At 75.2% G+C, this 12,975-nt stretch carries 7 protein-coding genes; 1 reads left to right on the top strand and 6 read right to left on the bottom strand.

The genetic code is table 11. The features are described from left to right. Positions 1-25: 25 nt before the first annotated feature. Both H7H31_RS23515 and H7H31_RS23510 read right to left on the bottom strand, forming a co-directional pair. On the bottom strand, positions 26-4,333 hold the full coding sequence (locus H7H31_RS23515; protein ID WP_187063239.1) for an ABC transporter ATP-binding protein: 4,308 nt from the start codon (positions 4,331-4,333) through the stop codon (positions 26-28). Positions 4,334-4,585: 252 nt separating this feature from the next. Continuing rightward, the gene (locus H7H31_RS23510) at positions 4,586-4,873 is read right to left on the bottom strand and encodes a helix-turn-helix transcriptional regulator (protein WP_176161771.1); all 288 of its coding nucleotides are present in this window, start codon (positions 4,871-4,873) and stop codon (positions 4,586-4,588) included. A gap of 186 nt (positions 4,874-5,059) precedes the next feature. On the opposite strand from H7H31_RS23510, the gene map reads away from it, so the two are divergent. Further along, on the top strand, positions 5,060-5,827 hold the full coding sequence (gene map, locus H7H31_RS23505) for a type I methionyl aminopeptidase (RefSeq protein WP_187063247.1): 768 nt from the start codon (positions 5,060-5,062) through the stop codon (positions 5,825-5,827). A gap of 24 nt (positions 5,828-5,851) precedes the next feature. Here map and H7H31_RS23500 read toward each other — a convergent pair whose 3' ends face one another. From H7H31_RS23500 to speB, 4 genes are all read right to left on the bottom strand, one after another. Next, entirely contained in the window at positions 5,852-7,270 is a 1,419-nt protein-coding gene (locus tag H7H31_RS23500) for an extracellular solute-binding protein (RefSeq protein ID WP_232110043.1), read from the bottom strand. A gap of 140 nt (positions 7,271-7,410) precedes the next feature. Further along, on the bottom strand, positions 7,411-10,668 hold the full coding sequence (locus H7H31_RS34660) for a substrate-binding domain-containing protein (protein WP_187118072.1): 3,258 nt from the start codon (positions 10,666-10,668) through the stop codon (positions 7,411-7,413). Between the two features lie 5 nt (positions 10,669-10,673). Then, entirely contained in the window at positions 10,674-11,063 is a 390-nt protein-coding gene (locus tag H7H31_RS23490; RefSeq protein ID WP_187063214.1) for a hypothetical protein, read from the bottom strand. Between the two features lie 649 nt (positions 11,064-11,712). Further along, positions 11,713-12,687 carry an agmatinase gene (gene speB, locus H7H31_RS23485; RefSeq protein ID WP_187063213.1) on the bottom strand — a complete coding sequence of 325 codons (975 nt, stop codon included), beginning with the start codon at positions 12,685-12,687 and terminating at the stop codon, positions 11,713-11,715. Positions 12,688-12,975: the final 288 nt, after the last annotated feature.

Raw genomic sequence — 12,975 nt, 5'->3', positions numbered from 1 at the left:
GGTCGGCCGAACCCGGGGCGGCGGCTCAGCCCAGCGCGCCGGCGGTGGCCATGTCGCTGCCCGTGAAGGCGTGCCAGAGCCGGGCGTAGCGACCGCCCAGGGCCAGCAGCTCCTCGTGGGTGCCGTCCTCGACCACCCGGCCGTCATGCAGCACGACCACCCGGTCGGCGCGCGCGGCCGTCGTCAGCCGGTGGGCCACCACCAGCGTGGTGCGCTGCCCGACGAGCCGGTCGGTGGCCTGGTTGACCAGCGCCTCGGTGGCCAGGTCGAGCGCGGCCGTCGCCTCGTCCAGGAGCAGCACGTCGGGGTCGACGAGTTCGGCCCGGGCCAGCGCGATCAACTGGCGCTGCCCCGCGGAGAGGTTGCGCCCGCGCTCGGTGACCTCGTGCAGGTAGCCGCCGTCGAGGAGGGCGATCATCTCGTGCGCGCCGACCGCCCGGGCCGCGGCCTCCACCTCGGCGTCGGACGCGGTGGGGCGGCCGTAGGCGATGGCGTCGCGCACCGTCCCGGGGAAGAGGTACGACTCCTGCGGCACCACGCCGAGCCGGTGCCGGTACCCGGCCAGGTCCAGTTGGCGCAGGTCCACGCCGTCCACGGTCACCCGGCCCGCCGACGGGTCGTAGAACCGGGCCACGAGCTTGACCAGGGTGGACTTGCCCGCGCCGGTCTCGCCGACGAAGGCGACGGTCTGGCCGGCCGGGATGCGCAGGTTGACGCCGGACAGCGCCTTCTCGGGCTGGTCGGCGGGGCCGTAGTGGAAGGACACGTCCTCGAACGCGATGTCGCCGCGCAGTTCCCGCACCTCGCGCGGTGCCTGGGTGAGCGGTGTCGTCGTGGGCTCGCGCAGCAGCTCCTGGACGCGCCGCAGCGAGACGGTGGCCTGTTGGTAGCCGTCGAACACCTGGGAGAGCTGCTGCACGGGGGCGAAGAACAGGTCGATGTAGAGCAGGTACGCCACGAGCGCGCCCGCCGTGAGCGTGCCGTCGCTGACCCGGCCGGCGCCGACGATCAGCACCAGCGCGGCGGCCACCGACGACAGGAGCTGGACGAACGGGAAGTAGATCGAGATCAGCCACTGGCCGCGCACCCGGGCCTGCCGGTACGCGTCGCTGCGCTCGGCGAACCGCTGGCGCCCGCTCTCCTCGCGCCGGAACGCCTGCACGATGCGCAGCCCGGCGACGTTCTCCTGGAGGTCCGCGTTGACGGCGCTGACCCGGTCGCGGGCCAGCTCGTACGCCTTGACGCTCTGCCGGCGGAAGAAGACGGTGCCGATGACAAGGAGCGGCAGCGTCGCGAAGACCACCAGGGCCAGTTCCAGGTCGATGACCAGCAGCGCGACCAGGATGCCGAAGAAGGTGAGCAGGCTGACCAGCGCGGTGACCAGGCCGGTCTGCAAGAACGTGGAGAGCGCGTCCACGTCGGTGGTCATCCGGGTCATGACCTTGCCGCTCAACTCGCGCTCGTAGTAGTCGAGGCCGAGCCGCTGGAGCTGCGCGAAGATCTTGACGCGGAGCGAGTACAGCACGCGCTCACCGGTGCGGCCGGTCATCCGCGTCTCGCTGACCTGCGCCGTCCACTGCACGAGCACCACCAACAGCGCGAGCCCGGAGGCGGCCCACACCGCGTTCAGCGCCATCTCCTGGACGCCCTCGTCGATGCCGTGTCGGATCAGCACCGGCAGCAGCAGCCCGGCCAGGGCGTCCACCGAGACGAGCAGCAGACACAGCGCGAGCGGCTTGCCGAAGCCGCGCAGCAACTGGCGCAGCCCGTAGCTGCTCTCCGCCCGGGTGGCGGCCTGCTCGTCGACGCCGGGGGCGTCGGTCGCGGGCGGCAGGGCGGCCACCTTGGCGAGCAGTTCGGGTGTCGCGGGCATCCCGGCCATCGCGCCGGCGGTGGTCGCCGCGGGCGGGGCGGCGGGCGCGGCGCCCTTGCCTGCGCCGGGGGTGGCCGGGGCGTCGGCGTCCACGGCCGTGCGCGGGGCGTCGTCCTTACGCACCCACAGCTCGGGGGTGACGGAACCGGCGGCGGCGCGCTCCTGGCGGGCCCGCCCGACGGCGTCGGCGTGGGCCGCGGCGATGTTCCCGGACGCCGTCTCGGCCGCCGATATCTCGGATATCTCCTCGATCTCCTCGGCCAGCCGGAAGTCGGCCTCCGCGTCGGCGTCGGGTATTCGCTCGGCCGAGGCGCCGGTGGCCGCGCGCCGCTGGGCACTGCGGTGGTGGCTCCCGTGACGGCCGGATTCCCGGCCGTCGGGGTCGCCGTCGGGGCCACCGTCGAGGCCGCCGTCGGGGCCCGTCGCGTCGGAGGCCCCGGCGGCGGGGCGGTCGGCGGGCAGCAGCAGCCCGGCCGCCGCCGCCTCGCCGCCGAAGGCGCCGGCGATGGCGGAGCCACGGGCGCCGGGGGCGGCGCCGTCGGGCCCGGGGCCGGGCACGCCGCGGCCGGCCGCGTCCCGTGGCACGTCGCCCAGCTCGTCCGGGTCGGTCAGCAGGCGGCGGTAGAGCGCACAGCGCTCGGTCAGCTCGTCGTGCGTGCCGACGTCGACCAGGTGGCCCCGGTCGAGCACGGCGATCCGGTCGGCCAGCGCCAGCGTTGACTGGCGGTGGGCGATGAGCAGCGTCGTCCGCCCGGCCATCACGCCGCGCAGCGCCTCGTGGATCTCGTGCTCCACGCGGGCGTCCACGGCCGATGTGGCGTCGTCCAGGACCAGCAGCCTCGGGTCGGTGAGGATCGCCCTGGCCAGGGCGATGCGCTGGCGCTGGCCACCGGAGAGGGTCAGGCCCTGCTCGCCGACCTTGGTGGCGTAGCCGTCCGGCAGCTCGCTGATGAAGCCGTCGGCCTGCGCGGCCCGCGCGGCCGTGCGGACCTGCTCGTCGGTGGCCTCGGGCAGCCCGTACGCGATGTTCTCGCGCACGCTGTCGGAGAAGAGGAAGCTGTTCTCCGGCACCAGGCCGATGGCGGCGCGCAGCGAGTCGAAGGTCAGATCGCGCACGTCGTGCCCGCCGATGCGGACCGCGCCGCCGCTCACGTCGTAGAAGCGCGGCAGCAGCAGCGACAGGGTGGACTTGCCACTGCCGGACGCGCCGACGACGGCCAGCGTCTCGCCGGACTCGATGCGCAGCGACACGTCACGCAGCACGGGCCGTGGCCCGGGGCCGGGCGCGTCGGGGTCCGTCTCCTTCGCGGCGTCCGGGTCGCCCGCGGCGGCGCCCGCGCCGGCGGTGGCGTCCGTGGTGCTCGCGTCCTCGCCTGGGGCGTCCTCGGTGGCGCCGTAGCCGAAGGTGACGTGGTCGAACTCGACCGTCGCGGGCGCGTCGGCGGGCAACTGGCGGGCATCCGGCCGCTCGGCTATGCCGGGCTCGGTGTCGATCAGCTCGAAGACGCGCTCGACGCCCGCGCGGGCCTGCTGGCCCACGGTCAGCATCATGGTCAGCATCCGGACCGGGCCCACCAACTGCGCCAGGTAGGTGGAGAAGGCGACGAAGGTGCCGAGGGTGATCTCGCCACGGGTGGCCATCCAGCCACCGAGCGCGAGCATGGCGACCTGCCCGAGCGCGGGCACGGCCTGCAGCGCCGGCGTGTACCGGGAGTTGAGGCGGATGGTGCGCATCCTGGCGGCGAACAGTCGGCGGCTGACCTGGCGGAGCTTGCCGGTCTCCTGCTCCTCCTGGCCGAAGCCCTTGACCACCCGGACGCCGGTGACCGCGCCCTCCACGACGCCCGCCACGGCCGCCGCCTGCCCCTGCGCGTACCAGGTGGCGGGGAAGAGGCGGTCGCGGCTGCGGGAGGCGATGAACCACAGGGCGGGGGCCACGGCCAGCGCCACCACGGTCAGCAGCGGGGACAGCACCACCATGACGACCAGCGAGATGATGAACAGCAGCACGTTCCCGATCATCATCGGGAGCATGAACAGCAGGCCCTGCACCAGTTGCAGGTCGCTGGTGCCACGGCCGAGCACCTGACCGGTGCTCAGCTCGTCCTGTCGGCGGCCGTCGAGGCGCGAGATGGACTGGAACATCTCGGTCCGCAGGTCGTGCTGCACGTCGAGGGCGAGCCGGCCGCCGTAGAAGCGGCGGAGGTAGGTCAGCCCGTAGATCGCGAGGGCGGCGACGACCAGCAGCACCGCCCAGGGGGCCAGCGGCCGGTCGCCGGCGACGATCACGTCGTCGATGATCAGCTTCGGCACGAGCGGCACGAGTGCCGTGACGGCCATTCCGGCGAGGGACGCGCCGAGCGCGAGGACCACGTTGCGCCGGTACCGCCAGCAGTAACGGGTCAGTCTGCGCGCCCAGCCCTCTTGCCCTGCGCTGGTCGTCGCGGCTGTCGCTGTCACTCCCGGCCTCCCCGTCTCATGGTCATCACCGGAAGGCTGCAACGCCGTGGCGTGCGGATTTCATTCCGCCGTTACAAAGCGGCGCGTGCACGGGAGGCGCACAAGTGATCGATGAACGCGCCCGCGCCCCCGCGCGCGCCCGGCCGCGCCCCCATACGGGCGCGCCACGAGGACCCCGCCCGCGCACCGGCCACGGGCGGGGGTCGCCGGCGGGGCCGTCCGGCGGCGGACGGGCGATGAGCCGGCGCGGCGCTAGGCCGCCGCGGCGCCCACGGGCGACTCGTCGGCGGCCAGCTCCACGGCGGCGCAGTGCGCCGCCACATCGTCCAGCCGCAGCCCGAGGGTCACGGCGAGCGTCGCGATGGTGAAGAAGGCGGGGGTCGGCGCCCGGCCGGTCTCGATCTTGCGCAGGGTCTCGGCGGAGATCCCGGCCGCGGCGGCGACGTCGGTCATGCTGCGTTCGCCGCGCGCCTGGCGCAGCAGCGCGCCGAGGTGACGACCGCGCTCGCGTTCCAGCGGAGTGAGGGGTGTGCGCACCATGCGGGCCATTCTAGTACCGCCACCGGTAAAGCTAGCCGGTATAGTTATAACGGTATTGAAATTGGTGTGCCGCGAACCGGCGACGCCCCCTCCGTCGTGCCTGCGGCTCCTCGACAGCGGGCCGGGCCGGCGCGGGCGGGCCCCGGCGCCGGGCCGCCGTACCCACTCATGAAGGGCCTTGCGGAGATGGTGGAGATCAAGACCGACGGCGAGCTGGACGCGATGCGCGAGGCCGGCCGCGTCGTCGGGCAGGCGCTGGGCGCCGTGCGGAAGGCGGCGTCGATCGGCGTACGGCTGACCGAGCTGGACCAGGTGGCGCGCGACGTGCTGCGGGACGCGGGCGCGGGCTCCCCGTTCCTGAACTACCAGCCACGGTTCGCGCCGAGCCCGTTCCCCGCCGTGATCTGCGCGTCCGTCAACGACGCGATCGTGCACGGCATCCCGAACGGCTACCGGCTGCGCGACGGCGACCTGGTCAGCATCGACTGCGGCGCCATCGTGGACGGCTGGGCCGGCGACGCCGCCGTCAGCTTCACCGTGGGCACCCCGCGCCCCGCCGACCTGCGGTTGATCGAGGCCGGCGAGGCGGCCCTGGCGGCGGGCATCGCGGCGGCCGTGCCGGGCGCGCGCATGGGCGACATCGGGCACGCCATCGGCAGCGTCGGCCGGGCCGCCGGCTACGGCATCCCCGACGACTTCGGCGGCCACGGCATCGGCCGCCAGATGCACGAGGACCCGCCCGTGCCCAACACGGGCCGACCGGGCCGGGGCTACGTGCTGCGGCACGGCCTCGTCCTCGCGCTGGAGCCGATGTTCCTGGCCGGCGGCTCGGGCGCGTACGTGGCCGACCCGGACGGCTGGACCCTGCGCACCACCGACGGCAGCCGCGCCACCCACAGCGAGCACACGGTGGCCATCACGGACGACGGGCCGCGCGTCCTCACCCTGCCCTGAGGCGCACCCGGCGCGGGCGCCGGCTCACCGGTCGGCGGGCAGCGCGCGTCGCAGCGCGCGGTGCAGATCGCGCGCCACCTTCTCCGGCGCGTCCGGATCGTCACCGGTCAGCTGGCTGAGGTGGTCGGCGAACACCTGGGTGAACGCGCCGTACAACGGGGTGCGGGGGCGGAGCACCGCGCTGTGCAGGGCCTTGCGCACGACGGCGTACGACCGGGGCCGCCCGTCCTCGGTGCGCGGCATCGGGTCGGCGTCCTCGCCCGTGGGGGACGACGTGGCCGAACGCGCCGGGCCGCGCGGACAGCGCGCCCCGCCCTCCTCGTAGGCGCTCGCCCGGGTCGCGGCGAAGCCCGCTTCGAGCAGGCACCGTTCGCTGTTCCGGCCGGTCAGGAAGCGCAGCAGGTCCTCGATGGCGTCGAGGTTCTGCGCCGGCGCGTGCCGCGTGACGGCGAGGTTCTGCCCGCCGAGCACGGCCTTGCCCGGCAGCGCGGCCAGCCCGAGCCGCCCGTCCCGCAGGTCCTGGTGGAGCACCCCGTACGCGTACGGCCAGTGCCGCAGGAAGGCCGTCTTGCCGGCGGCGAAGTCGGCCAGCAGCCGGGCCTCGTCGGACTCCTGCGCGCTGTCCAGGGTGTACGCGCGGTCGATACGCCGGGTGAACTCACCGAGCCCGAGGCGGAGTTGTTCCTCGGTGCCGACGTAGCGCCCCTCGTCGTCCACCAACGGGGCGTCGCCGCCGCTGGCCCCCACCGTGGCGAACGCCTCGATGCCGTTGACCGTGAGCCCCTCGTACGAGCTGAGTTGGGTGGTCCACGGCATCGCGTACGCGGCGGGGAGTTCGCCTCGGCCGTGCGCGCGCAGCACCGCCTGCTTGAGGTTCCTGAAGCCGACCCAGGTGGTGGGCTCGGGGCCCAGCCCTGGCACGTTGACGCCGGCGGCCCTGAGGTAGTCGGGGCGGTAGTAGAGGAGCCCGACGTCGCTGTTGAACGGTACGGCGTACGTCGAGCCCCGCCAGCGACCGGTCGCCGCGACGGAGGGCAGCACGTCGCCGTCCAGCAGCGCGTCGTCCAGCTCGCGCACCAGGTGCCCGTCGGCGAACTCCGGCACCCAGGTGACGTCCAGGTTGACGACGTCGTAGTGCGAGCTGCCCGACTGGAGCGCGCCGAGCAACTGGCTGCGCTGCTGGTCGGCGGTGCCCGGCAGCTCCACGAGCCGGGCCCGCAACGGGGACCCCGAGCGCCGGCTGCGTTCGTTCCACGCGTCGACCAGTTGCTGCCGCACCCCGCCACGGCCGGTGATGTCCCGGCCGCTGGCGATGACGATGGCGTTGGGGTCGCCGTCGCTGGTGAAGGCGCCGTCGTCCGCCCCGTCGCCCGACCCGCCGTCCCCCGCCGTGCAGCCGCCGACCGTGGCCAACACCGCCAACACCACCAACACTGCCAACACCGTCCGGAGCGCTGCGAGCGGGGCCACCGGCCGCGGCCGGCCCACGCGCCCGGCGTGCCCGGCCCGCGTCGCACGCCCCTCGCGCCCGGCGCGCGCCGCGCCGGGCCGGCCGACGCCGCGCCCCGTGCGCCGTGGTCTCCTCATGCGGCGTCCCCCTGATCGCCCTCGGCGGTCTGCGCCACCGCGTCGCGCAGCCCCGCCATCTGGTCGTCGCGCTGGTCGAGGCAGCTGCCGTCGGAGGCGTCGGCGATCCGCCGGTCCGGCTGGCCCGCGTCACAGCCGCGACTGCTGAAGGAGACCACCGCCACCGGCACCCCGTGCTCGCGCACCGCCGCCAACAGGCCGGCCAGGTCCACCCGCGCGCCCTTACGCCCGTTGTCCTCGTCGTCGGTGAGCAGCACGACCACGCCGGGCCGCTCGTCGCCCGCGCCGCGCCGGGCCACCTCGGCGACCGCGTCCCGCAGCGCCCCGTACGGGTCGGCCTCGTGCTCCGTCGGCCGTACCCGCTCCATCAGCTCGCGCTCGGCGGTGGCCCGGTCCTCGTGCGTGCCGAACGCCAACAGGCCGGTGTCGTACGGGCGCTCGGCCCCGTCGGGCGCGGCCACCCGCCACGCGCCGTACTCGTCCCGGGGCCCGAGCCCCTCCATGGAGCGCGCGAGCAGCGCCGGCCCGCCGTCCGGGTCGTCCCACACGCCGGTCATGGACGGGGAGGTGTCGAGCAGGTAGAGGACGCGCCCGGGGCCGCTCGCCGCGCGGTAGCGCTCCAGGACGCGGCCGAGGTCCGCGCCGGTGGGCCCGGTGCGCGACGGCAGCACGCCCGGCCCGCCGGTCACGCGCTCGCCGCCGGGCGGCGGCTCCTCGTCCTTGCTCCAGAAGCCGGCCTCCCGGAGCGTGTGCTGCCCCTCGGAGCCGACCAGCCAGTCGCTGAAGCTCCCGATCCCCGCGGCGCGAACGTCCGCCGTAGCGGAGTCCTGGTCCGCCCCCTCCCAGGCGAGCGAGACGGTCACCGGGGCCAGGGCCGGCACGTCGTCCGGGTAGACGACCCGGCGCGGCACCCGGGTCTGGGCCCCGCACTCCAGGGCGCCGGAGCGCAGCAGGTACTCGGGCACCACCGCGGCGGTGCGGCGGTCCGCCTCCCGGTCCCCGGCCAGCGCGCACAGCAACCCGGCCCCGTCGGGGGCCAGCGGCCCGGCGTGCGTCAACCGCCGCTCCACGGCGCCCGCCTGCTGGACCCCGTACAGCGCGCGCGTCGCGAACAGGGCCGCGTCGGCCGACTCGGGATCGGGCCGCCGTACGTGCCGGCCGTCCCCGCCGTCCAGGAACGCGTCGACCAGGTCCGCCAGCCGGCCGCTCCGCGGGCCCGTCTCGCGGCTGCCGGGCGGCGCGGGCAGGGCGAGGACCGTGGGCGAGTAGCCGATGGGGCGTGACTGGTTGCCGAACCGTACGTCCTGACTGGCCTGCTGGGCGCGCTCCACATCCGCCGCGCTCGCCGGAATCCACAGGTCGGGCTGGGCCCCCACGTCGCGCTGCGGGTCCAGCGGCGCGGCGGACGGCTCAGCGCCCTCACCGGCGGCGCCGGCGGAGGCGCCGCCCGTGGGCGCGCCCGTGGCGCTGGCGCCGTCGGTCGGAGCGCCGTCGGTGGGGCGGGCGGCCTGGCCCGGGGGCTTCTGCCACACGTTGGACAGGTCGTGGAAGGCGGTGATCACATCCGAGGTACGGGCCGCGTACACGGTGATCCCGACCCGGGCGCACGCCCCGTCCGGGTGGTTCGCCCGGGAGAGGGTGTACGCCTGGGCGGCGTCGCGCACGACCCGGTGCAGATCGGGATCGGTCAACACGCGCAACTCCTGCGGCGGGGCGCACGCCCGCGCGGCGGGGCCGTCGCCGGCCGCGTGCAGCAGCGTCCCCAGCAGGGCCAGCGCCGCGGCGGCGGCCGACGTGGCCACCGCGCAGCGCCGCGACCAGCGCGGGCGCGACCAGCGGCGGCCCGCCCAGCGGCGGCCCGCCCTGCGCGGTGCGGGGCGGGGCGTCCAGCGCCGGCGCGTCCGACCGCCGGGCGGCGAGGGCTCGGCTGGCGAGGGTTCCGCTGTCGGGGGCTCGGTCGTCGCGGGGCCGGTGGTCGCGGGGCCGGTCGTCGCGAGGCCGGTGGTCACGGGGCCGGTCGTCGCGGGGCCGGTGGTCGCGGGCTCGGCCAGGGCGGGCTCGGCGCCCGTGGGGTGCGGGCCCGCGGGCTGGGCGCTCGCGGGCTGGGGGGAGGCCCCGGGGGCGGGGCTGAGGCCACGGCCGGGGTCGGGGTCGAGATCGCGGCCGGGATCGGGGTCGAGATCGCGGCCGGGATCGGGGTCGAGATTGCGGCCGGGATCGGGGACGGCGACGGGATCGGGATCGGGATCGAGGTCGAGGTCGGGCGGCGGTGGGGCCGAAGGCGCGGGTTGGCGCGCGTCCTGTCGTACGGCGGGTGGGCGGGTCGCGTCGGGTGGGGGCGCGGGGACGGGCTCGTCGTCGGCGCGGGCCAGCACGACGTCCGCGTCGGGGTCGCCCTGTCGGAGCTGCGGCACCCACGGCTCGCCCGAGAGGGTGCGGTGGCCGGCCATCCGCTTCCGCAGCGCGGGGCCGAGGGTGGAGAAGGTCACGGGGCGCCCCGGGGCCGCGCCGCGTAACACGTCGAGCAGCGCCTCCGTGAACGGCGTGGGTGTCTCCGCCGGCCCGGCGTCGATCCGTCGGTTCGCCTGGACCGCGGCCACCAGGAAGAACCGCCGCCGCTGCTCGAACCCCTCCAGGACGCGCGCGGCGTTGCCCGCGAAACAGCAGTCCAGGATCACCACGATCTGCCGCGCCGGCGAGGTGGCCAGCACGCTGAGCACCGTGGTCAGCGGGACCGAACCGACGAAGACCTGCTGCTCGCCCGGCACGGTGCGGGCCCCGGGCAGTTGCAGCCACAGCTCGTCACCGGAGAACGGGACGGCGCCGTGCCCGGCGAAGTAGAACAGCAACACGCCCCGGGTCTCGGCGGCGGCCTGCCCCAGCAGCACGTGGAAGTCGTCCGTGCCGGACGGCTCCACCGACACGACGCCGGCGCCCCACCCGCCGCCACCGGCACCGCTCCCACCGTCGCGAGCGTCGCGACCCGCACCGTCGTGACCCTCACCGGCGTGGCCCTCACCGGCGAAGCCGGCACCGTCGTGGCCCTCACCGACGTGGTCGAGGCGGTCGCGACCAGCGCCCGGGGCGAACACGCCGCCGGCCCGCAGCGTCGCGGCCAACTCCACGAGGCTGGTGCGGACCGCGAGCAGGTCGCCCGGCACCACGCCGGGGTACTTCCCGGCCTTGTGCGCGTACTCGGGCACACCTACGAGCAGCGCCCGGTTGCCCCCGCCCCGGGGGTCGCATGCCGGCATGAGCCCTACTCCCCGCCCTCCGCATCGGAGTCCGAGGCGTCGTCCGTCCACTCGTCGATGACCTGGGGCGGTGTGCCGCCTTCCACCTGATGGCGGTTCTCGCTCCAGGTCCTGACGCCCCGTTTGACCGCGTCGTACAGGTCGGCCAGGGCCGGCTGGGCCAGCAGGCCCAGCGCCACGATCAACAACTCGTTCGCGTCGCCCATCGGGTGGCCGTCGCCGTCCTCGACGGGAACCGTCCGCATCTCGATGCGGACCGCGCCCTGCCGCGTCCACTGCTCAAGGAGCTGCTCCCGCTCCAGCCACGCGCGGAGCGCGGCCGTCTCCCGATCGGTGTCGGGTCCACTCAGCCGGAGCCGCAACGCTGGTCGCCGCTGCTCATTTCTCTGCGTCATAAGCGCCCATACTCGCACCGCCCTTATGAGATCTCAGAGAAGTGCGCCGAAGAACGTAACCATGCTGTTACGGTGGGGCGTTTGTCGCGCATTCGCGGCCACCTTATCGCCGGGCGCGCGGAATGCGCGGCGACGGAAAAGCCCCGATCACTGGCACGTTGTTGCGCACGTTCCCCCTGTGACGCAAGTGGCCCCCGCGTTCCCTGAGTTACCCGTCCTGAGCAGCGATGTCGCCGCCACTGGCCGATCTCGTACGGTACATCGCCCGACCACCGGAAAGAAGGCGTGCCGCAATGCGCACCGCTCCGACTCCGACTCGCGCACCGCCCGGCCTCCGGCCCGGTCCCGCGCGGAATCGCTCTGCCATTCGCCCGTCACTGTTTTCCCGTTAAAGGGAAAGTACGATTCCGATCCACGCCGCGGGGAAATTCCACCTTCGCGGCGAACCCGGGCCGGCGGCGCCTCATTCCATCGGCCGGTCGTCGGGGGCGGGGACACGTTGGGGCGGAGCGCGGGACGACGACCTGGTCCCGAGGTAGGTCCGCCTGCCGGCGCGGCGCGGTGGGCGAGCGGGGCACGGCCAGGCGGCGGGCAGTCGGAATCCCCCAGGCCCGGCCCGGGAACCGCCCGCCCGCCCGCCGCCAGGCGGCTACTCCGCGCGGCCCGCCGCGATCTGGCGGGACATGATCGTCGTCAGCTCGTACGCCGTGTGCGAGGCCGCGACCGAGGTGATCTCCGCGTGGTCGTACGCCGGGGCCACCTCGACCAGGTCGGCCGAGACGAGGTGGCAGTCGGCCAGGCCGCGCAGGATCTCCAGGAGCTCGCGGGAGGTGAGGCCGCCCGCCTCCGGGGTGCCGGTGCCGGGGGCGTGGGCCGGGTCGAGCACGTCGATGTCGATGGAGACGTACAGCGGGCGGTCGCCGATGCGCTGCCGCAGTTGGTCCGTGACCTCGTCCACACCGCGCCGCATCACGTCGGCCGAGGTGACGATGCCGAAGCCCATCTTGGCGTCGTCGTCCAGGTCCTTCTTGCCGTACAGCGGGCCGCGCGTGCCGACGTGCGAGAGCGCGGACGTGTCGAGGATGCCCTCCTCGACCGCGCGCCGGAACGGCGTGCCGTGGGTGTACTCGGCGCCGAAGTAGGTGTCCCAGGTGTCCAGGTGCGCGTCGAAGTGCAGCAGCGCGACGGGGCCGTGCCGCTTGGCCACCGCACGCAGCAGCGGCAGCGCGATGGTGTGGTCACCGCCCAGGGTCATCATCCGGGCGCCGGTGGCCAGCAGGTCGTCGGCCGCGGCCTCGATGGTCTCGACGGCCTCGTTGATGTGGAACGGGTTGGCCGCGATGTCGCCCGCGTCGGCGACCTGTGCGAGCGCGAAAGGCGACGCGTCCTGCGCCGGGTTGTACGGGCGCAGCAGCCGCGACGCCTCCCGGATCGCGTTGCCGCCGAACCGCGCGCCGGGCCGGTAGGAGACCCCGCTGTCGAACGGGACGCCGACCACGGCGACGTCCGCCGCGCCGCCCACCTCGTCGAGGCGGGGCAGCCGCGCGAAGGTGGCGGGCCCGGCGAAACGGGGCACGCGGGACGAGTCGACGGGGCCCACGGGCTCCGGGGTGGCGCTGCTCATACGACGGCCTCTCCTGTCTTGGGGGCGGCGCGGCCCGGTCGGGCGCGCGGCTCTTGCGGCGACGTGGCTCATCCGGACGGCGTAGCTCGCGGGTCGCGCGGGCCGGCCCGGGTCTCCCCCGCGCAGCGCCCCCGCGCGCGTGCCTCCGGCGTCCGCGCCGGCGGACTCGCGCGGACGCTGTGGAGGGGTGACCCACCGGCGTACCGGCGCGGCTTCTGGAGGGTACGACCCGCGCGCTCCGCTCCGACATGTACGTTTCGAAGCGGGCCCCGGGTCGTTTACGCCACG

Origin of the sequence: Streptomyces buecherae (genome assembly GCF_014295035.1) — a bacterium.
Classification (GTDB): domain Bacteria; phylum Actinomycetota; class Actinomycetes; order Streptomycetales; family Streptomycetaceae; genus Streptomyces; species Streptomyces youssoufiensis.
Note: the sequence above shows the minus strand (reverse complement) of the source record. Positions and strands in the feature narration are given on the sequence as shown.